Raw genomic sequence first — 20,182 nt, 5'->3', positions numbered from 1 at the left:
CGCAGCCGCCAAGGTTGGCAAGCTATTCGGCGGCGATGGGGGCGCCGAGGCGCGCCCTGCGCCACGGCACGCGCCGCCCGTTCAGCCAGCGCCCCATGAAACCGTGGCGCACCATCAGCTCATAGCTGGCCAGGGACACAGCGGTGACGCCGACCACCACGATGGCCAGCTTGACCGGCCAGACCAGGGTCCAGTCCTGCACCACCACCTGCGCCGCCATCACCAGCGGCAGATGGACGATGTAGATCCAGTAGGAGGCGTCGGCGAGATAGCGCCGCATCGCGCTGTGTCCCGACCAGAACCTCAGCGCCAGTCCGACGACGGCGAACATGGCGGCATAGGTCGCCACGCCAAAGGCCGCCGCCGTCATGGCCTTGGCCGCCGGATCGGTCATCGGCGTCAGCACCGGCGTCGGCCCGCCCGACAGCATCAGCGCCGTCGTCCCCGCCCCCAGGGCCAGCCCCAGATAGACGGGGGTCCAGGCCGCGATGCGCGCCAGCAGATCCCGCCGCCGATCCAGCAGCGCCCCCATGCCAAACGCCAGCCCGAAACCCACCAGGGCCGCCGCCTCTGGAACCAGTCCGGCGTCCGGCGTCGGAATGCCGAAATAGGCGATCCAGTTCGGCTCCAGCCACAGGGCCAGGGCCAGCGGCGCGCCCAGCGCCAACGGTCCCCACGGCCCGATCAGACCGCTCGCCAGCCGGTCCAGCCCGCGCCCCAGAACGCCCGCCCGGTCCAGCCGCGTGACGACGGCACGCCCGATCACCAGGGCCGCATAGAACCACAGCAGCACCCACAGGAACCACAGATGGGTCAACGGGATATTGGTCCAGTCATAGGTCGGCGGCGGCGGCGCATCGGCCGCCGTCATGCCGTGCAACGAAGCGTTCCACACCAGCACCGCAATGATCCCGCCCATCACCGGCCCCCAGAAGGCCGCCAGCGGCCCGGCGATGCGGATCAGCCGGTTTTTGATGAAGCCCATCGCGCCGCGTCGCTTCAGCATCATGTGGCCGAACAGACCGGCGATCAGGAAGAAGCTGGCCATCCGGAACAGGTGGATGATGAAGAAGAGAACACTGGCCCAGACCGACTTTTCGTCGTCGGCCACGATCCAGATCTGGCTGGGGAAAAAGGACAGGGTCGCGTGCAGCACCACCCCCAGCAGCAGGGCCGCGCCCCGCAGCCCGTCGAGGCCGTGCAGTCTTTCGCCTTGGTCGAATGCGGATGCCGTCATGGCGTCCTCCTGTTTTGGATAACGCCAAATCTCACAGACTTGTCTAAAATACAAACTAGTCTGCACGATTCCGCTCATCCCCGCGGAGGCGGGGACCCAGTGCTTTGGCTACAAGCACGACGGTCAGCGATGGTTTGCGAGGCTCTTACTGGGTCCCCGCCTCCGCGGGGATGAGCGGAAGACGAGGAAGGGCACACGAAAAAGGGGCGAGCCCTGCGGCCCGCCCCTCCTTCATTTCAGCCTGTCAGAAAGCCTCAGACAGTCGGCACGCTGGTCGTCGGCGCGGCGGCCGGCTCGGCTTTCGGCGTCTCCACATCCGTCCCGTCCGACACCGGCGTCACCGGCACCGAGACCGAGGGTCCGGGCACGGGCGAGTTGGCGTCGTCGCGGTTCGGGGTGACGCCGCGTTCCAGCAGATCGGTGATCTCGGCGCCCGACAGGGTTTCGTATTCCAGCAGGGCCTGGGCCAGTTTCTCCAGGTCCGCCGCCTTGTCGGTCAGGATCTGGCGCGCCTCGTCCCAGCCGGAGGTGACCAGCTTCTTGACCTCGCTGTCGATCAGACGCGCGGTTTCCTCACTGATGTTCTGGCTGCGCGCGACCGAGTGGCCCAGGAAGACCTCCTGCTCGTTCTCGCCGTAGGCCACGGTGCCCAGCACGTCCGAGAAGCCCCACTGCGTCACCATGCGCCGGGCCAGCTTGGTCGCCTGCTGGATGTCGGAGCTGGCGCCCGAGGTGATGTTCTCCTTGCCGAAGATCAGCTCCTCGGCCACGCGGCCGCCGGCCATGATGGCGATGCGGTCGACCATCTGCTGGTACTTCATGGAATAGCGGTCGCCTTCCGGCAGTTGCATCACCATGCCCAGGGCCTGGCCGCGCGGGACGATGGTCGCCTTGTGCACCGGGTCGGCCATCTTGACGTTGATGGCGACGATGGCGTGGCCGCCTTCGTGATAGGCGGTCAGGCGCTTCTCTTCCTCGTTCATGGCCATGGACTTGCGCTCGGCGCCCATCATGACCTTGTCCTTGGCGTCCTCGAAGTCGCGGTGCGTGACCATGCGACGGTCCTTGCGGGCGGCCATCAGGGCGGCTTCGTTGACCAGGTTGGCCAGGTCGGCGCCCGAGAAGCCCGGCGTGCCGCGCGCGATGGTCTTGACGTTGACGTCGGCGGCCAGCGGCACGTCCTTCATGTGGACGCGCAGGATGCGCTCACGGCCGGAAACGTCGGGGTTCGGCACCACGACCTGACGGTCGAAGCGGCCGGGGCGCAGCAGGGCCGGGTCCAGAACGTCAGGACGGTTGGTCGCCGCGATCAGGATGATGCCTTCGTTGGCCTCGAACCCGTCCATCTCGACCAGCAGTTGGTTCAGCGTCTGCTCGCGCTCGTCGTTGCCGCCGCCCAGACCGGCGCCGCGGTGGCGACCCACGGCGTCGATTTCATCGATGAAGATGATGCAGGGGGCGTTCTTCTTGGACTGTTCGAACATGTCGCGCACGCGGCTGGCGCCGACGCCGACGAACATCTCGACGAAGTCCGAACCCGAGATCGAGAAGAAGGGCACGCCCGCCTCGCCCGCCACCGCGCGCGCCAGCAGGGTCTTGCCGGTGCCCGGAGGGCCCACCAGCAGAGCGCCCTTGGGGATCTTGCCGCCCAGACGCTGGAACTTCGACGGGTCCTTCAGGAAGTCGACGACCTCCTGCAGCTCTTCCTTGGCCTCGTCCACGCCGGCGACGTCGTCAAAGGTCTTGCGGCCCTTGTGCTCGGTCAGCAGCTTGGCCTTGGACTTGCCGAAGCCCATGGCGCCCTTCGCCCCGCCCTGCATCCGGTTCATGATGAAAAACCAGAAGGCGATGATCAGGGCCACCGGCAGCAGCAGGCCCAGCAGGCCCGACCACCAGGGCTGGCGCGTGCTCTTGACGTCCACGGCGGCGCCGCCGGCCTGCATCTTGTCGATGATGTCGCCATTGGGCAGGGGCGTGACGGTCGTGAACTTGCTGTCGTCCTTGTAGACGCCGTTGATCGTGTCGCCGCGCACCGTCGCCGTCTTGATCTCCTGGCCGTTGATGGCCGTGATCAGCTGCGAATAGGTGATGGGCGCGGGACGGCTGGCCGCCGCCCCCTTGGCGCCCGGCATGGTCGCGCCGCCGTTCGTGCCGATCGCGGCATAGACCGCGACCAGGACCAGCAGCAAGCCTCCCCAGATGGCTAGATTACGCAGATTCATTCGATCCTCGGTTTCTCGACGGACGCCGTCAGGCCCCGTCGATCAGCAGTCTTTCTAGGAAAATAGGTCAGTCGGCGGCGTTTCGCCATGCATGGGGTGAAAGAGGTCGGTCTCCTGCGTCGTTTCGCCCAGCGCCAGCGCCAGACGCCGCACGCCCAATCCCCGCACACTCGCGGCCCGCCATGCCAGAATCGGGCCAGGAAGCGAGCCCTCCGCATCGTCCCGAACCAGCACGGGCAGGCCGCCCCGCGCCGCCGCCGGCAGACCCATCGCCACGCGCCGGTCGGCGTCCGACAGCCGCGCCAGCATCCCCGCCGCCGCCTCGACCCGCCAGCCGGGCTCGCTGGTCGTAATCTCGAACCGCCCGTCCCAGGCGGCGGCGACGCCGGGCTCCAGTTCAAGCGGCCGAGGCGGGTGTCTTTTCATCTCGCCGGGCTCGCGCATCAGAAGCCCCCTCGCCCCTTTCGCCTCGACCCGCGCGCCCGCCAGCCCCGCTGTAAAGTCCTCGCCCCCCGCAAGCCTCGCCTTCAACGCCGCCAGCCGTTCCCCGCGCGGCGGCGTCGCCCCGCCCCCCGCGCACAACAAGGCCGCCGCCAGCGTGGACGCCGAGGCGTCGCGGGAAACCTCGAGCACCCCGGCCCAGAGCGCCCCGCCAGCAACCCGTGTCTTCTTCCCTACGTCACCCTCGGGCTCGTCCCGAGGGTCCAGAAACAACCCGTTCGCTGTCGGGACTCCACCGCCTGATCCGTCAACGTCGCGGGTCTGGATCCTCGGCACAGGGCCGAGGATGACGCTTGAACGGGCCAGATCGCCCACACCCATCAGCGCCGCCCGCGCCCGACTGCGCCCGAACCGCTCGTCCGCATTGGCCGGGTCCTCGATCCAGCCCAGTCCACGCGCCCTCAAAAACACCCGCAGCCCCTCGCGCCGCTCGTTCAACAGCGGCCGCAGCAGCATCAGCCCCCGCCCCTGCGGCCAGACCGGCGACGGCGACCAGTCGCGCACCCGCCCCAGGGTCGAGCCGCGCGCCCGCATCCAGTCGGCCTCAGCCACGTCATCGGCCGTATGAGCCAGCAGCACCACTCGCGCCCCCGCCACCCGCGCCGCCTCGGCGATCAGCCCATGCCGCGCCGCCCGGGCCCGCGCCGTCAGACCCGGTCCAGGCGCAGCCTCGGTCCAGCTCAAGGCGCGCCAGTCAGCCCCAACCGCGCGCGCCGCCTCGCCCGCGAACCGGGTCCAGTCCGCGCTCATCGGATTGAGGTTGTGATCCACCGTCAGGGCCAGCAGCCGCCGCCCGTTCGCCCTGGTCCACTCCGCCGCCAGATGCAGCAGGGCGACCGAGTCGCCCCCGCCCGACAGCGCCAGGACCACGGGCTCGGCCCGCCCCGCACGCTCGTTTCTGGCAAGCCGCGCGTCCAGCCGGGCGAAGACCCGGCCGGTCAGGCCGTCGGCGTCGTCTGGCGTCAGCTGCAGCTCGCCCGCGTGCGCAGTTGCGTGGCGCGGGTCTTCTGCGCCGCCGTGGCCGTGTCGGCGTAGCGGCGGGTGAACTCGTTCAGGGCGCCGCAGGCCTGGGTGGCGCGGTCGGTGGCGCGCAGGGCCTCGGCCAGCTTCAGCGTCGTCTCCGGCGCCCAGGGCGTGCGCGGCCAGCCGTTCAGGGCGGCGGCGTAGGCGGGCACGGCGGCGGCGTTGTCGCGCGCGGCGACATGCAGATCGCCCAGGCGCGAGTTCGCCTCGCGTGACTGCGGCGTATTGGGCCAGGTCACGATCACCGTCTCCAGCGCACGCTGCCCGCGCGCGCCGTCGGTGCCCAGCAGACGCAACGCCGCCGTCAGGTCCTGGGCCGCGTCGCCGGTCGGCGAGTTGGCCGTGATCGGTCCATTCAGTTCAGCCTCTTCTTCCGCCGCCTTTTCCGCGCGCTCGACCCGACCCTCCAGGTCGCGCAGGCGACGGCTGAGGGCGGCGTTGTCGCGCGTCGCCTCGTCCAGTTGGAAGGTCAGGCGCTCGCTGTCGGCGTTCACCCGCTGGAAGGTCTGCTCCAGGTCCGACAGGCGCCGATCCATGATCTGCAGTTGGCCCTGCATGGCCACGACCTCGGGGTCAGGCTCGACCAGAACCGGCTGGCCGGCGGCGTTCCTCTGGGTCAGGGCGCGTTCCAGACGGCGCACGTTGCGATCCAACTGGTCCAGACGGCGCTTGTCCCACTGGACGGCCTCCATCGGCACGGTCTGGGCCACGACCGCGCCCCCGATCAGGGTCAGGCCGATGGCCGTCATGGCGGCGGATTTGGAAAAAGGCAGCTTCAGCATGTCTCAAGTCGTCCCACCGATTTGCGGCGCTCGCAAGGCCAAGATCACGGCCGAGATCAGTGTCCCAGGCCCAGATAGATGATCGACACGATGAACAGGGTCGCCGCGATCTCGCAGAAGATCACCAGGGCCGCCGTCCGCCACAGGGTCGAGAAGATCTTCAGGCTATAGGCGCCCTTCAACTGGGCGAACATGTGCACCGGCACGATCAGGCTGGCTACCAGCCCCGCGGCGGCCCCCGCCCCCTTGATCGTTGTCGCCACGATCACCACCGCCATCAGCAGCAGGGACATGAAGGTCAGCGAATAGAGGACGAAGACCCCGTGGTCATACAGGGTGAACCCCCGCTTCCACAGGAACATCAAGGCCACGAAGGGGATGGACAGGGGCACCAGCAGGAAGGCGAATTTGTAGACCGTCTGCTGCAGCTTGTAGAGGGCCAGGTCCGGGTTCTTCAGCTTCTTGGCCACGGTCTTGGTCAGGCCGTTGACCTCGCCGTCCTTGCCCACGTCCGAAGCGATGTCGGCCACCTGGGCCTGCCAGCTGCCGGGCGTCAGGCCGTCCTTGCGGCCCTCGACCGCGTCATGCTCCAGCCGCTCCAGCTTGGCCTTCTCGCTGATCACCCCCGCCTGGGCGGCGGCCAGGACCCCGGCGGCGACGCCGGCCCGCGCGCCGCTGTTGGGCGCAGGGGGCGCGCCGTCGGCGGGCTCCATCGCCTCAACCGCCGCATCGACTTCCTTCTGGGCGGCGGCGACAACCACCTCGGCCTCGGTGATCGCCTCGCGCTGGGCGGCGATCTGCTCGGGCAGACCCTGCAGCTTCACCTCCGAATGCGGCATGAAGCTCAGCGCGAAGAACATGACGAACAGGGTGAACAGGAACATGGCCAGGGGCGAGACGTAGCGCGTCCGCTTGCCCTGCACCCACTCGCGCGTCAGCCGGCCCGGATTGATGATCAGCAGCGGCAGGGTGCGCCAGAAACGGCCGTCGAAGTGCATCACCCCGTGCAGCAGCTCCTCGCCCAGGTGTAGCAAGGTCCGGTGCACATGCGCCGCCTGACCGCAATTGGAGCAGAAATTGCCCGTCACCTCGGCCCCGCAGTCGGCGCAGGTCGTGTGATGATCCCCCGCCTGACCGGTCGGCTTCTCGATAGCCCCTGCGATGATGCCGCCCGTCATGGCGCCGCCCGCTGCTTCCAGATCAATCACGCTGCTTCCCCCCGGATTCGGCGCGGACTTTGATCCGCTACGCCCTCAAAGAAAAGAGGCTCTGTTCACCCTGGGTGCTGGAATTCATACCATTTCCTTCCCGCTCATCCCCGCGGAGGCGGGGACCCAGTGCTTTGGCTCTCAGGCGCTTCGATCAACACAATGTGCTCGGGGCAGCGCTCTCACTGGGTCCCCGCCTCCGCGGGGATGAGCGGATATTGAAAGGCCGCCGCCAACGCTCAACATGAACCCCGCAAAAGAAAAGAGGCGCCGGCTGCAAAGCCGACGCCTCCCTTCATTCAATCGCCAGCGCGCGGTTTTTAACGCGGGGCGCCCGACACGATGGCGGTGTGGGCGTTGCGGTTCTGGGCCCAGGCGGCTTCGTTCGAACCCTCGGCGATCGGACGCTCCTTGCCGAAGCTGATGGTGTCGATGCGGCCGGCGGGGACGCCGCGCTGGATCAGATAGGTGCGGACGGCCTCGGCGCGGCGCGCGCCCAGGGCCAGGTTGTATTCACGCGTGCCGCGTTCGTCGGCATTGCCTTCGATGCGAACCGTGACCTGCGGATAGCGGGCCAGCCAGGCGGCCTGCGCGTCCAGACGCGGCTGGGCTTCGGGGCGCACCGAATAGCTATCCAGGTCGAAGTAGACGCGGTCGCCGACGTTGACGACGAAGTCCTGCTCCGAGCCGGGCGCCGGCGCGCCGACATTGCCGCCGGTCACGGGGCCGGTCGGGGCGGTCGGATATTGCGGCGCGGTCGGCTGGGTCGGTTCGACCGGCACGGCCGGCTCGACCTTGGGCTTGGGGGCGCAGGCCGCCAGGGCGGCGACGGCGGCGCTGACAGTCGCCAGCTTGATCAGGGTCGAAGTGTTCATCGGGTCGTCTCCTTGGTTCGGTCTGAGGACGGCGGCCTCAAGCTTGGCTATATCGAAGGTCAGCTAGACTGCGGCGCCGCGTCGCGCCAGACGCGATAACGCACAGTTTATGGGAATGGCTCCGCTCGTGATCTCACGAAGCCGTAAGCGGATCAGGCCGGGCAGGAATCCGCGCCCTGGCCGATGCCCAGGTTGACCGGCGGGGCGTCCAGCAGGCCCGACCAGGCCGGGTCCGACCCGCGCCCGTCATAACCTGCCTGCGACACCACCCGGCCCGACAGGTCCACGGTCCACAGACGCGTATCGCCGCCGGGGCTCTGGCGCGCGAAGGCGATGTAGCGACCGTTCGGCGCCCAGGACGGACCTTCCTCGAAATAGGAGGACGACAGGATGCGCTCGCCCGTCCCGTCCGACTTCATCACCCCGATGTGGAAGCGGCCGCCCGACTGCTTGGTGAAGGCGATCATGTCGCCGCGCGGGCTCCAGGCCGGGGCGGTGTAGATGCCGCCGCCGCGCGAGATCGGCCGCTGGCCCGAACCGTCCGAGCGCATCGTATAGAGGCGCGCCGAACCCGAGCGGTCCGAGGTGAAGACGATCTGGTTGCCGTCCGGGCTGAACGAGGGCGAGGTGTCGATGCCGGGGTCGCTGGTCAGACGCGACAGCTGGCGTGTGCGCAGATTCATCACATAGACGTCGGTGTTGCCGCCGCGGATGATCGAGAAGGCGATCTTGTTGCCGTCGTTCGAGAAGCGCGGCGCCAGCACCTGGCCGTCGAACTCGCCCAGGCTTTCGCGGCGGCCCGTCGACAGGTTGTAGAGGTAGATGCGGCTGTAGTCCTTGCCCAGGGCCACATAGGTCACTTCGTCGGGGTTGGACGCCGAGAAGCGCGGCGACATGATGATCTCGTCGCCCTGGGTCAGGAAGACAGGGTTGTAGCCGTCCTGATCCACAATGGTCAGACGCGACAGCTTGTTCAGCTGGGTGCCGCTCTCCGACACGAACAGGACGCGCGAATCAAAGAAGCCCGCCTCGCCCGTCATGCGCTGATAGATGACGTCGGAAATCTTGTGCGCGATCCGGCGCCACTGCTCTGAGGTGGCGGTGAACTGATAGCTGACCAGCTGGCACTGGCGGTAAGGGTCATACAGGCGGAAACCCACGTCCACCCGCCCATCGGCGCGCGGCGTCACCCCGCCGTAAAGCACCGCCTGCGCCCCGATCGAGGTCCACTGCGGGAAGTTGGGCGCATTGGCCAGGGTCAGCCCCGTCTCGATGAAGCTGGCCGGGTTCAGCGGATCAAAGAAGCCCGACCGCTTCAGGTTGCCGCTGATGACGCTCGAAATCTGCGGTCCGTTCTGGCCGGTGAAGGGCACGACTGCGATCTGCAGCGGACGCAGCACGCCCTGATCGATCTCGACCTCGACCGGCCCCGCTTGCTGCGGCGCGGCGGCGGGTTGCGTCTGGGCCGTCGCCGGACCCGCCATGAGGACCGCAGCGGCCGAGGCGAGAAGAAGGTGCAGACGCATGAGAGGGCTCCCGGAAGTTGGACGGCTCGTCGGTCCTTATCGCCAGACCGTATGACAAAAACCAGCTTGTGAAAGACAAGCTTGCCCCGGAATGGGGCGACTTTCAGACTTTGAAGGCAAGCATTCCTGCGCCCTCGCCGTCCTGTTCCCTTCTCCCGATGGGAGAAGGTGGCCCAAAGGGCCGGATGAGGGTCGTTCGTCGAAGTCGGCGACAGCCGTCGCGCTACGGCTTACGCCGACCTTGGACCGCAGCCCCTCACCCTTTCGCCTGACCCAATCGCTTCGCTCTTGGAGGCTCAAGCCCTCTCCCACCGGGAGAGGGAACCAGCCTTCTCTATCGATTGGCGCAGGCCCGCTCGGTGTTGAAGGTTGGACGATACTGGCCGCCGGGGAAGCCCGTCGGCACGTCAAACGGCGCCGTCTGGCGCAAGGCCCTCAGCGCTCCATCCGCCGCCGCGCGATAGACGGCGCTGGACTGCGGATTGACCAGAGTCGGTCCGCGCGTGATCCGCCCGTCCGCCGAAAGGGTCAGATCGACCTGAATCCTCAACTCATCAGCGCCGGGGATGTCACAGGGCAGAATCCAGTTGGGATAGACCTGATTGAAGATGGCGGTGATCTGGGGCCCCGTCGCCTGGCTGGCCTGACCCGAGCCCTGCTGGCCCGTGGCCGGACGGCCCCGGTTCGGCGTCGGGCGCGGCGGGCCGGCCAGGGCGTCCAGGTCCAGACCCGGCGCGGGCTTGGCGGGCGCCGGGCGGGCCGGTGCGGGCGGCGTGGGACGCGCCGGCGTCGGCGGGGTAGGGCGCGCCTTTTCAGGCGGGGTCGGAGCCGGACGCGGCGGCGTGGGGCGCGGCGTCGGCGTCGGGCGCGGCGCGGGGGCCTTCTCCGGCGGCCTGGGCGCAGGGCGCGGGGCCGGCGGCGTCGGGCGCGGCGCAGGCGGCGGCGGCGTGGGCTCAGGCGCCGGCGGGACCGGCTCGGGCGGGGTCTCGACCGGCGCGGTCGCCCCGTCCTCGGGCGAGGGCTCGGGCTGCGGATTATCGGCGGGCGCGGCGGCGATCTCGATGTCCGAGACGATCGACACCGGCACCGAGTTCACCAGCGGCTTGGGCTCGTCCTTCGACGACCACGAGACAAGCGCGAGCGCGACCACGCCGGCGTGCAGCGCGAGCGATCCGACAATGGCGGGACTGGGTCGACGCAAAGCCGTCAGCCCTCCGTCGTCTCGTCAGCGGCGGTGTCGGTGATCAGGTTCAGCTTGGTGAAGCCCGAGGCCGACAGGCGCGCCATCACCCGCGCCACGGCCTGATAGGGGGCGCGCCCGTCAGCGCGGATGAAGACGGCCTTGTCGCGCGCCTTGTCGCCGCCCTCTTCAGCTACCCGGATCGCCAGCTGCTCCCAACGGACCTCGCTGTCGCCGATGAAGATGGCTCCATCCTTGTCGATCGAGACCGCGATCGGCTTGTCGCTCGTCTCGACGGCGCTGGCCTCGGTCTTGGGCAGCTCCACCGGCACGCCGACGGTCAGCAGGGGCGCCGAAATCATGAAGATGATCAACAGCACCAGCATGACGTCGACCAGCGGCGTGACGTTGATCTCGCTCAGCGGGCGCTTGCGCGCGCGACGACGACCGCGCCCGCCCGAGCTTCCGCCTCCTCCACCCATGGCCATGGATCAGGCGCCCCGACGCAGGTTCAGGTCAGCGGAAGGCGGCGGCGGCGGCGGGGGGGCCGAGGGCGCGCCCAGACGACGGGCGATGGCCGACTGCAGGTCGTCGGCGAAGGCTTCCAGGCGGCCCGTGAACTTGCCCGCCGACACCGAAAAGGCGTTGAAGGCGATATAGGCCGGAATGGCCGCCGCCAGACCGATGGCCGTGGCGAACAGGGCCTCGGCGATGGCCGGGGCCACGGTCGTCAGATTGGTGTTGCCGGCCGCGGCGATGCGGTCGAAGGCGTTCATGATGCCCCAGACCGTGCCGAACAGGCCGATGAAGGGCGAGGCCGTGGCCACCACCGACAGTACGCCCAGGCCGTTCTCGATCTTCTGGCTCTCGCGGGCGATGACCGAGTCCAGGGCCCGGTCGATGCGGGCGATCAGCATGTTGCCCTGAGTGTCCGTCATGGCCCCGCGCGAACGCGCCTCGCGCCAGTCCTGCAGGGTCGACACCAGCATGCGCGGCAAGGGATCGACCGGCTGCGGCCCAGCCTGGGCGGCGACGTCTTCCAGCGAGCGGCCGCTCTCGACCTGTTTCTCGAACTCGGTGGCGCGGGCGTTCATGCGGGCGAAGCGCACGGCCTTGTCGATGATGATGGTCCAGGACCAGACCGAGGCCGCGGCCAGGCCGATCATGACCGTCTTCACCACCCAGTCGGCGGTCATGAACAGCTCGATGGGATTCAGCAGCGAGGCGTCGGCGGGCGGGGTCATGCGGCGTCCTTGGATGGGTCCGGTGTCGTCAGCCCTTATCGAGCGGGCGGACGTGGCGGTTTCATGGCGGCGGGTCTAGCCGTCGCCGCGATCCGCGTCACGGGGGGCCGATCTGACAAGCGCGTTATTGCGAAGCTTAAGCATTCTTTCCTTCTCCCCTTGCGGGAGAAGGTGGGCGAGCGAAGCGAGGTCGGATGAGGGGTTGCGCGACCTTCAACTCGCGGACGGGATCAGATGCGGCGAGACCCCTCATCCGGCCCTTGCGGGCCACCTTCTCCCGCAAGGGGAGAAGGAAACCTCGATCATTCCCCCGACAACCAGGACGTCACCAACTCCACCAGCCGCTTCGTCGGCCGCCTCGGCCGTCCGTCCAGATGGATGCAGACCGCGACCACATCGGCCCGGCACAGCACCTCGCCGTCGCGCTCGACCGTCTGACGAATGATCAGGCGCGGCCCCTTGATCGCCTCATAGCGGGTCCGCACCACCAGGGCGTCGTCGATCCGCGCCGGCTTCACATACTTGATCGCCAGGTCCGACACGACAAAGGCCAGGGGCTCGTCCTGCTCCAGCAGTTCGACATGCCCCACCCCCGCCAGCCGCAGGAAGTCCGACCGTCCCCGCTCGAAATAGCGCACATAGTTGGCGTGATAGACCAGACCGGTGAAGTCGGTGTCCTCGTAATAGACCCGCACCGGCAGCAGGTGATCCTGCCCGTCGAAACGGCCGGCGGTCGGTTGGTCGGTCATGGGTCAGCCCTGCACGGAAGTCGTGACCGAGGCCTTAGCGGCCGGCGCCGCCGCATTGAAGCCCGGACAGAACTCCGCCTTCATGTCCGCGAACTCGGCGCCCAGGGGATCGTCGCCCATCAGGATGCGGTTGGGCCGGGAGACAAAGGCCACCGCTCGCCGCTCGCCCGAGACCCCAGCATAGCCGCAGACCGCGCGGCGCTTGCCGTTCTCCAGATAGCGGACCTCGGCGGTCGGCCCCATCTGCGCCCTGACCTGGGTCAGGGCCCGCTCCGCCGGCGTCGCCTGCTTCGGTCCGAACCGCGCGCCCTGGTTCAGGGCGACCAGGCTCAAGGCGCCGAGCAGCAGCACGGCCACGCCCAGCACGGCGATCTTCTGATCCGTCCCGATCCCGCGTCGCGCCATCGCCCGTCTCCCTTCGCGTCGCAGCATGACCGGGTTTGAGAAACAGGTGAAGCCCTTTTGCGAATCGCTTGCGCTTGGCCTTCTCCCCTTGCGGGAGAAGGTGGCAGCCCTCGACTTGATCGAGGGCTGACGGATGAGGGGTCGCGCCGGCCGCAAGGTCAGCCAGCCTTGATCAGAGGTCACGAAACCCCTCATCCGACCTCGCTCCGCTCGGAAGAAGGCCTACTTCCCGAACAGGTCCGGCGGCGGCGCGGGCTGAACCTTGGGCGCCTCCAGCCCCAGATGCTCATAGGCCTTGGCGCAAGCCACCCGCCCACGCGGCGTGCGCATGATGAAGCCCTGTTGCAGCAGATAGGGTTCGATCACGTCCTCGACCGCGTCGCGCGCCTCGGCGATGGCCGCCGCCAGGGTGTCCATCCCCACCGGCCCGCCGCCGTAGTTCTCGATCAGGGCTTTCAGGAAGCGCCGGTCCAGACTGTCCAGCCCCGCCTCGTCCACCTCCAGACGGGCCAAGGCGCGCGCCGCCGCCAGACGGTCGATCGTGCCGCCCTCGGCGTCGGCGAAGTCGCGCACCCGGCGCAGCAGCCGCCCGGCGATGCGCGGCGTACCCCGCGCCCGACGCGCGATCTCCATCGCCCCGTCCTCGGTGATGGCCGCGCCCATCTTCCTCGCCGCGCCCCGGATCACAGCCGTCAGTTCCTCGGGCGTATAGAACTCAAGCCTGAGCGGAATGCCGAACCGGTCCCGCAACGGCGTGGCCAGCAGCCCCGCCCGCGTCGTCGCCCCGACCAGGGTGAAGGGCGCCAGATCGATCCGCACCGAGCGCGCCGAAGGCCCCTCGCCGATGATCAGGTCCAGGACATGATCCTCCATCGCCGGATAGAGGATCTCCTCGACCAGCGGCGACATGCGGTGGATCTCGTCGATGAACAGGACGTCGCGCGGCTCCAGATTGGTCAGGATCGCCGCCAGATCCCCCGCCTTGGCCAGGATCGGCCCCGAGGTGGCGCGAAAGCCCACGCCCAGTTCCCGCGACACGATCTGCGCCAGCGTCGTCTTGCCCAGCCCCGGAGGTCCGAACAGCAGGACGTGATCCAGCGCCTCCGACCGGCCGCGCGCCGCGTCGATGAAGACCTTCAGATTGCCCTTGGCCGCCGACTGACCGACGAACTCGCCCAGCGTCTGCGGCCGCAAGGCGCGATCGTGCTTCTCGCCCGGCTCGGCGTCGCCAGTCACCAGACGGTCAGTCATACTCCACCGCTCATCCCCGCGGAGGCGGGGACCCAGGTTTGAGCGACACGACGCACGGCTTCAGTCATCGCGCCTTCATAGCCGACGCAGCATTCCCGAGCCAAAGCACTGGGTCCCCGCCTCCGCGGGGATGATCGGATATGAGAAGTCACCGCCCCAGCTCCTGCAGGGCCGCGCGGATCACCGCCGATAGTTCGGCCTCATCCCCCAGCCGGATCAGCGCCTGATCCACGGCCCGGCGCGCATTGATTTCGGCTATGCCCAGGCCCAGCAGGGCCGCGACCGCCTCGCCCGTCACGCTCGGCGGCGGCGGGGCGGCGGCGACCTCAGCGTGGACGCCCGGCGCGCTCGGGGCGAAATGCCCGTCGCCCAAGGCCTTGCCCTTCAGCTCAGTGACGATGCGCAGGGCCAGCTTGGGTCCCACCATATTGGCCCGCGCCACCGCCGCCTTGTCCTCGCGCGCCACCGCCGAGGCCAGCTCGCTCGGCGGCAGGACGTCCAGCACGGCCAGCGCCGCCTTCGGTCCCACGCCCTGAATGGCCAGCAGCAAGGTGAAGGCCCGCCGCTCATCGCGCGTCAGGAAACCATAGAGCCGCGGTCCCGCGTCCTCGCTCCACTGGCTATGGATATAGAGGGTCGTCTCGTCGCCCGGCGCCGGCAGCCGTCCCAGGGTCCGCGCCCCGCAGGCCGCGACATAGCCCACCCCGCCGCAGTCGATCAGGCACTCCGCCTCCCCGACCTCGGCCAGAACCCCGCGCAAACGACCGATCATGCTTTTTTCCTCCCCACGCGTGGGGAGGGGGACCACGAAGTGACGGAGGGGGCGACACAGAAGGCTGACGTCGAGACGCCCCCTCCGTCACGGCCGCTGCGCGACCGCGCCACCTCCCCATGAAATGGGGAGGAAAGATGCATCATCCCAATCATGCCGCGCCTCTCAGGCTCGCATTCAGGCTCAAGCTCCGCCGATGATGGGCGTGGGTGATGGCCACCGCCAACGCATCCGCCGCGTCCGCCTTCACCTCGCCCGCCGCCGGCAGCAGCCGCTTGATCATGAAGGCCACCTGGCTCTTGTCCGCCTGCCCGGCCCCGACCACCGCCTTCTTGACCAGGCTGGGGGCGTATTCCGCCACGCTCAGCCCCGCCCGCGCCGGGGCCAGCATGACCGCCGCCCGCGCATGGCCCAGCTTCAGCGTCGAGGCCCCGTTCATGTTGACGAAGACCTCCTCGATCGCCGCCTCGTCGCAGCTATAGGAGGCGCAGATCGAACCGACCTCCTCCAGCAAATGCAGCAGCCGCTCCGGGAAGGGCGCCTTCTCGGCGGGCGCCACCACCCCGTGCGCGATCCAGCGCAGGCGGCTGCCCTCGCTTTCGATCACGCCCCAGCCGGTGCGGCGCAGGCCGGGGTCCAGCCCCAGGATGCGAGTCGTTTCGTTCGCCATCCGTTCCTATTGCCCCAAAGAGGGTTAGCGAACAATGACCGGGCGCTGCGCCTTTCGCATTGCATATGCAACGATGCCGTGCTTTGCATATGCAATGATCGACGCCAGCCCCTGCATCTGCGGCCGCCTGCGCCGCGCCTCGCGCACCCTGTCGCGGGTCTATGACGAGGCCCTGGCCCCGGTCGGCCTGACCGTCACCCAGTTCTCGGTCATGCGCACCCTGTCGCGGCTGGACCGCCCCGGCCTGCTCGAACTGGCCGAGACCACCGCCCACGAGAAAAGCGCCCTGTGGCGCACCCTGCAGCCCCTGGAGCGCAAGGGCTGGGTCGCCGCCGAGACCGAGCCCGGCGCCCGCGGCCAGAAGCTGTCCGTCACCCCCGCCGGGCTGGAAAAACTGGCCGACGCCCTGCCCCTGTGGCGCACCGCCCAGAGCCGCGTCTCCGACATCCTCGGCCCGCGCGAGGCCGCCCTGATCGCCCTGCTGACCGAGCTTGAAACCGATGTCTGACGCCGCCGCCCCGGCCCCCTCTTCCGGCCTGTCGCGCCGCGCCTGGATCATGATCCTGACCGGCGCCGTCATCGTCACCCTGTCGATGGGCGTGCGCCAGTCCTTCGGCCTCTTCCTGCGTCCCGTCGGCCTGGACCTGGAGATCGACCGCCAGACCTTTGGCCTGATCATCGCCGCCCAGAACCTGCTGTTCGGCCTGATCCAGCCCTTCGTCGGGGCCTGGGCCGACAGGCATGGCGCGGGCAAGGTCGCGGTCGGCGGCGCCCTGGTCTATCTGGCTGGTCTGGCCGTGGCGGCCACGGCGGCCAATGCGCTCGGCCTCATGCTCGGCTTCGGCGTCATGGTCGGCCTGTCGATGGCGGGCGTCACCTTCGTCGTGGTTTTGGGCGCCGTCGGCCGCGCCGTCCCGCCCGAGAAGCGCACCCTGGCCTTCGGCATCGTCACGGCGGGCGGCTCCTTCGGTCAGTTCCTGGTGGTCCCGGCGGCGCAGGGGATGCTCGACGCCCTGGACTGGCGCGTCACCCTGTTCGTCCTGGGCGGCATGGTGGCCCTGATCATTCCCCTGGCGCTGGGGGTGGCGGGCAAGCCCCCCGTCGCCGACGCCCGCGACGGCCTGCCGCTCAAGGCCGCGCTAAGGGAGGCCCTGACCAACCCCAGCTACGCCCTGCTCAACCTCGGCTTCTTCGTCTGCGGCTTCCACGTCGCCTTCGTCGGCACCCACCTGCCCGCCTATCTGCGCGACATGGGCCTGTCGGGCGGGGTCGGCGCCGGCTCCCTGGCCCTGATCGGCCTGTTCAACATCCTCGGTTCGTGGCTGTGGGGCGCCTGGGGCTCCAAGGGGTCCAAGAAGGGCCTCCTGACCCTGCTCTACGCCCTGCGCGGCGTGGCCATCGCCGTCTTCCTGCTGGTCCCCCTGTCCCCGGCCAGCGCCCTGATCTTCGCCGCCGTCTTCGGCTTCCTGTGGCTGGGCACCGTGCCCCTGACCAATGGCCTGGTGGCCCAGATCTTCGGCGTGCGCCACCTGTCGGCGCTCGCCGGCATCGTCTTCCTCAGCCATCAGGTCGGAGCCTTCCTCGGCGCCTGGCTGGCGGGCGTGGCCTTCGACCTGACCGGCTCCTACAGCGCGATCTGGATCATCTCCATCGCCCTGGCCGTCATGGCCGCCCTGGCCAATGTCCCGGTGCGCGAGGCCCCGGTCGTCCGGCCCGAAGCGGTCCCAGCCGAATGAACCGTCGTATCCTCATCAGCGCCGGCGCCCTGGGTCTGCTGACGCTCGCGGCGCTCGGCGGCTGGCTGTGGAGCCGTCACGGTCTCGCCGTCTGGCTCGACGCCGCCATCGCCTTCTGCATGTAGAGCGCCAGTCGATCGCCTAATCGTCTCTGGGCATGACCGAGAACCCGGCCAGCCCGCCCTGCTGCGCCAACCGCGCCGACAGGTCGTCGACCCGCAGGGGCATGGGCCCGCGCGCCTTGATGTGGTGTGCGTGGATCTGACCGTCGTGGCTGACCACATGGCCGACCCGCACCGGCTTCAACCCGCTGTCCGCCAGGAGGCCGCGCAGCGTCGCCTCCCCCGGCGCCGATCCCCGCGCCCAGCGCAGGGTCACGTCCACCACCCCGACATGCGGCAGGCGGGCGTCCAGGAACCTCAGGATGGCCAGCACCAGCAGGGTCGCGCCCCCGGCGATCAGCCCCAGGTCCCACATGCCGATGCCGAACATCACCCCCACCGCCGATGTGGTCCACAGCGAGGCCGCCGTGGTCAGGCCATGCACCGAGAATCCTTCGCGGAAGATGACCCCGGCGCACAGGAAGCCGATGCCGGTCAGGATGCCGTGCGACATCCTGGTAGGGTCAATCACCAGCCTCTGGTCCGGCAGCGCCACAAAGGCCCAGGTCGCCTGATGCATGGCCGCCAGCATCAGGACGCAGGAGGTCATGCAGACCAGGATATGGGTGCGGAACCCCGCCGGATGCCCGTGATAGGTCCGCTCGATCCCGATCAGGCCGCCCGCGACCATCGCCGCCGCCACGGGGGCGATCAAGGCCCAGTCCAGGGTTCCGTCCAATGCCCAATCCACCGTCATGTCCGACCCTCAAGCTGCACAGGACCGCCCACCGTGGACCGCGCCGCGCCCGGCGGCAAGACGCCGCCCCCTTGATCCAGGGCGTCGCCGGGCGCACCCTCGCCTATCCGCGATAGCCGAAAGGAAGCCGCCATGCGCGCCGCCCTGTTCGTAGCGTCCCTCGCCTGCCTGACCGCCGTCTGCGCCCCTGCGACCGCCCACGCTCCCGCCCGGCCTCAGGAAACCCAGGCCCAGTTCCTTGACCGTTGCCGCGCCGAAACCCTGGCCTTTGAGCCCGGCGCCGTGACCTGGGTCGATGCGGCCTGCGCCGAGAAGTGGCCCAGCGTCACCCGCTCCAACCCCATGCTTGACGCCATCCTGTCGGTCTTCGTCGCCGATACGCCGTCCGCGCTCGACCCCGCCGATGTGCGGGCGCGCGCCTCCATGGTCCGCTGGCGCTCAACGACCGAGGGCCAGTTGGCCGGTCTCAATGTCGAAGTCACGCGCACGCCGACGACGCGGATCATCCTGAACTGGTCGGCGACGGGCGAACCCGTGCCCTATGATCCGGTCGAGGCGCTGAAGGTGCGCGGCGCCCGCGTCGATCCGATCGGCTGCTACGCCTATGGCGCCGGCGAGAGCAACAGCGTCTGGCGCGTGGCGGCGCCCGGCCACGTCCCCTTCGCGCTCAGCGTCTATCGACGCGAGGCCCCGACGGCCTCGGCCCTGTCCTACATCACCGTCAGCGCCGACGCCGAGCGCAACATCCCGACGCTCGACGACCTCAGGGCCGCCGAGCCGGACCCGAACTGGATGGAGGCTTGCCCGCAGTAACCGAGGATCAGCCCGCGTACTTGGCCGCGTCTTCGTCCGAGATGTCTTCGTTGGAATAGACCGACGACACGTCGTCCTCGGCGTCCAGGGCGTCCAGCAGCTTGAACAGGGTGCCGACGGCCTCGCCGGTCACCGGCACTTCCGACTGCGGCTTCCAGACGATGGCGGTGGACTTCGGGTCGCCCAGCACCTTGGACATGGCCTCGGCCACCTCGTTCAGGTCCTCATAGGCGGTCCAGATGGTGTGGCCCGGCGCGTCCTCATAGATGTCCGGCTTGACCAGATCGCTCTCGACGTCCTGGGCGCCGGCCTCGATGGCGGCCTCCATGACGGCGTCTTCCGTGCCGGCCTCGGCCTTGTAGATGATCTGGCCGACCTTATCCCACATGAAGGCGACCGAGTTCATCTCGCTCAGGGCGCCGCCGTTCTTCTTGAAGGCCGCGCCGATGTTCGACGCCGCGCGGTTGCGGTTGTCGGTCAGGGCCTCGACGATGATGCCGACGCCGCCGGGGCCCCGGCCCTCGTAGCGGACCTCTTCCATCGTATCGACGTCGCCGCCGGCGGCCTTGTTGATGGCGCGCTGGATGACGTCCTTGGGCAGGCTTTCGGCCTTGGCGTTGTTGACCGCCAGACGCAGACGCGGGTTCAGCGCCGGGTCGGGCATGCCGTTCTTGGCGGCCACGGTGATGTCGCGCGACAGCTTGGAGAACAGCTTGGAGCGCTGCGCATCGGCGCGCCCCTTGCGGTGCATGATGTTCTTGAATTTCGAGTGGCCGGCCATGAATCTCGCTGCCAGATTTCTGAAACGTGAGGCGCGCCCTTTACTGGATGTGCGATCCTCTGTCACGACTGGGAACCGCCCGACTGCGCCGGGGATTTAGCGCAGGCCTGTAACGAGGAGACGCTGATGGCCGCCGACGACACCTATCTGGACGACGCCTACGATGAGGGCCTCGACCACGCCCACGCGGGCGAGATCGTCGAATGGTACGCCAAGCGCCCGGTCACCGTCTCGACCGCCGCCGCCACCGGCTCCATCGTCGCCGCCTTCGCCCTGGGCGCCCTGACCGCCGTCGGAACCCTGTTCCTGCTGCGTCAGTACGACGAGCGCTAACCGACCCCACGACGCA

22 protein-coding genes are annotated in these 20,182 nt (G+C 69.1%); 5 read left to right on the top strand and 17 right to left on the bottom strand.

Translation table 11 applies throughout. The annotated features are described in order from the left end of the window. Positions 1-22: 22 nt before the first annotated feature. The 15 genes from ACR9FL_RS01560 to ruvC all read right to left on the bottom strand — a co-directional run bounded on the left by ACR9FL_RS01560 (position 23) and on the right by ruvC (position 15,645). On the bottom strand, positions 23-1,237 hold the full coding sequence (locus ACR9FL_RS01560; RefSeq protein WP_436356836.1) for an acyltransferase family protein: 1,215 nt from the start codon (positions 1,235-1,237) through the stop codon (positions 23-25). 254 nt (positions 1,238-1,491) lie between these two features. Continuing rightward, the gene (ftsH, locus tag ACR9FL_RS01555) at positions 1,492-3,459 is read right to left on the bottom strand and encodes an ATP-dependent zinc metalloprotease FtsH (protein ID WP_296177697.1); all 1,968 of its coding nucleotides are present in this window, start codon (positions 3,457-3,459) and stop codon (positions 1,492-1,494) included. Between the two features lie 54 nt (positions 3,460-3,513). Continuing rightward, positions 3,514-4,830 (bottom strand): tRNA lysidine(34) synthetase TilS, encoded by a 1,317-nt coding sequence (gene tilS / locus ACR9FL_RS01550; protein ID WP_436356835.1) that lies wholly within the window; start codon positions 4,828-4,830, stop codon positions 3,514-3,516. Between the two features lie 92 nt (positions 4,831-4,922). Continuing rightward, positions 4,923-5,765: a tetratricopeptide repeat protein gene (locus ACR9FL_RS01545; protein ID WP_296177698.1), complete on the bottom strand. Its 843-nt coding sequence runs from the start codon at positions 5,763-5,765 to the stop codon at positions 4,923-4,925. 56 nt (positions 5,766-5,821) lie between these two features. Next, on the bottom strand, positions 5,822-6,973 hold the full coding sequence (locus ACR9FL_RS01540; RefSeq protein WP_296177699.1) for a DUF3667 domain-containing protein: 1,152 nt from the start codon (positions 6,971-6,973) through the stop codon (positions 5,822-5,824). Between the two features lie 320 nt (positions 6,974-7,293). Further along, complete coding sequence (pal, locus tag ACR9FL_RS01535; RefSeq protein ID WP_296177700.1) at positions 7,294-7,848, bottom strand: peptidoglycan-associated lipoprotein Pal; 555 nt, start codon at positions 7,846-7,848, stop codon at positions 7,294-7,296. A 152-nt stretch (positions 7,849-8,000) separates the two neighbouring features. Further along, entirely contained in the window at positions 8,001-9,374 is a 1,374-nt protein-coding gene (tolB, locus tag ACR9FL_RS01530) for a Tol-Pal system beta propeller repeat protein TolB (RefSeq protein WP_296177701.1), read from the bottom strand. Between the two features lie 334 nt (positions 9,375-9,708). Then, complete coding sequence (locus ACR9FL_RS01525; RefSeq protein WP_436356834.1) at positions 9,709-10,575, bottom strand: hypothetical protein; 867 nt, start codon at positions 10,573-10,575, stop codon at positions 9,709-9,711. Between the two features lie 5 nt (positions 10,576-10,580). Further along, entirely contained in the window at positions 10,581-11,042 is a 462-nt protein-coding gene (locus ACR9FL_RS01520) for an ExbD/TolR family protein (RefSeq protein WP_296175794.1), read from the bottom strand. 3 nt (positions 11,043-11,045) lie between these two features. Beyond that, positions 11,046-11,798, bottom strand: coding sequence for a protein TolQ (tolQ, locus tag ACR9FL_RS01515; RefSeq protein ID WP_296175796.1), 753 nt, complete (start codon positions 11,796-11,798; stop codon positions 11,046-11,048). A gap of 302 nt (positions 11,799-12,100) precedes the next feature. Further along, complete coding sequence (gene ybgC, locus ACR9FL_RS01510) at positions 12,101-12,547, bottom strand: tol-pal system-associated acyl-CoA thioesterase (RefSeq protein WP_436356833.1); 447 nt, start codon at positions 12,545-12,547, stop codon at positions 12,101-12,103. Between the two features lie 3 nt (positions 12,548-12,550). Then, entirely contained in the window at positions 12,551-12,952 is a 402-nt protein-coding gene (locus ACR9FL_RS01505) for a hypothetical protein (RefSeq protein WP_296175798.1), read from the bottom strand. A gap of 222 nt (positions 12,953-13,174) precedes the next feature. Next, complete coding sequence (ruvB, locus tag ACR9FL_RS01500) at positions 13,175-14,203, bottom strand: Holliday junction branch migration DNA helicase RuvB (RefSeq protein ID WP_436356832.1); 1,029 nt, start codon at positions 14,201-14,203, stop codon at positions 13,175-13,177. 148 nt (positions 14,204-14,351) lie between these two features. Further along, the gene (gene ruvA, locus ACR9FL_RS01495) at positions 14,352-14,975 is read right to left on the bottom strand and encodes a Holliday junction branch migration protein RuvA (RefSeq protein WP_436356831.1); all 624 of its coding nucleotides are present in this window, start codon (positions 14,973-14,975) and stop codon (positions 14,352-14,354) included. A gap of 151 nt (positions 14,976-15,126) precedes the next feature. Then, on the bottom strand, positions 15,127-15,645 hold the full coding sequence (gene ruvC / locus ACR9FL_RS01490; RefSeq protein WP_436356830.1) for a crossover junction endodeoxyribonuclease RuvC: 519 nt from the start codon (positions 15,643-15,645) through the stop codon (positions 15,127-15,129). Between the two features lie 94 nt (positions 15,646-15,739). Between ruvC and ACR9FL_RS01485 the strand changes: the two genes are divergently transcribed. The 3 genes from ACR9FL_RS01485 to ACR9FL_RS01475 are packed head-to-tail and all read left to right on the top strand — an operon-like array spanning position 15,740 to position 17,506. After that, the gene (locus ACR9FL_RS01485; protein ID WP_436356829.1) at positions 15,740-16,153 is read left to right on the top strand and encodes a MarR family winged helix-turn-helix transcriptional regulator; all 414 of its coding nucleotides are present in this window, start codon (positions 15,740-15,742) and stop codon (positions 16,151-16,153) included. Next, positions 16,146-17,381 carry an MFS transporter gene (locus tag ACR9FL_RS01480; RefSeq protein ID WP_436356828.1) on the top strand — a complete coding sequence of 412 codons (1,236 nt, stop codon included), beginning with the start codon at positions 16,146-16,148 and terminating at the stop codon, positions 17,379-17,381. Before ACR9FL_RS01485 ends, ACR9FL_RS01480 begins: the two co-directional genes overlap by 8 nt. Next, positions 17,378-17,506, top strand: a complete 129-nt coding sequence (locus ACR9FL_RS01475; RefSeq protein WP_296175809.1) for a hypothetical protein — start codon at positions 17,378-17,380, stop codon at positions 17,504-17,506. Before ACR9FL_RS01480 ends, ACR9FL_RS01475 begins: the two co-directional genes overlap by 4 nt. Positions 17,507-17,522: 16 nt before the next feature. Here the strand turns inward: ACR9FL_RS01475 and ACR9FL_RS01470 are convergent, their stop codons facing one another. Then, the gene (locus ACR9FL_RS01470) at positions 17,523-18,239 is read right to left on the bottom strand and encodes an MgtC/SapB family protein (RefSeq protein WP_436356827.1); all 717 of its coding nucleotides are present in this window, start codon (positions 18,237-18,239) and stop codon (positions 17,523-17,525) included. Positions 18,240-18,371: 132 nt separating this feature from the next. On the opposite strand from ACR9FL_RS01470, the gene ACR9FL_RS01465 reads away from it, so the two are divergent. Beyond that, entirely contained in the window at positions 18,372-19,052 is a 681-nt protein-coding gene (locus tag ACR9FL_RS01465) for a hypothetical protein (protein WP_436356826.1), read from the top strand. Positions 19,053-19,059: 7 nt separating this feature from the next. On the opposite strand, the gene ACR9FL_RS01460 is transcribed toward ACR9FL_RS01465, so the two are convergent. Then, positions 19,060-19,833 (bottom strand): YebC/PmpR family DNA-binding transcriptional regulator, encoded by a 774-nt coding sequence (locus ACR9FL_RS01460; RefSeq protein WP_296175813.1) that lies wholly within the window; start codon positions 19,831-19,833, stop codon positions 19,060-19,062. A gap of 126 nt (positions 19,834-19,959) precedes the next feature. Between ACR9FL_RS01460 and ACR9FL_RS01455 the strand changes: the two genes are divergently transcribed. After that, on the top strand, positions 19,960-20,166 hold the full coding sequence (locus ACR9FL_RS01455; RefSeq protein WP_233190139.1) for a hypothetical protein: 207 nt from the start codon (positions 19,960-19,962) through the stop codon (positions 20,164-20,166). The last annotated feature ends 16 nt before the right edge of the window (positions 20,167-20,182 follow it).

Origin of the sequence: Brevundimonas sp. CEF1 (assembly GCF_051353055.1) — a bacterium.
Classification (GTDB): Bacteria; Pseudomonadota; Alphaproteobacteria; order Caulobacterales; family Caulobacteraceae; genus Brevundimonas.
The sequence above is the reverse complement of the archived record's forward strand: the minus strand, read 5'-3'. Positions and strand labels throughout refer to the sequence as shown.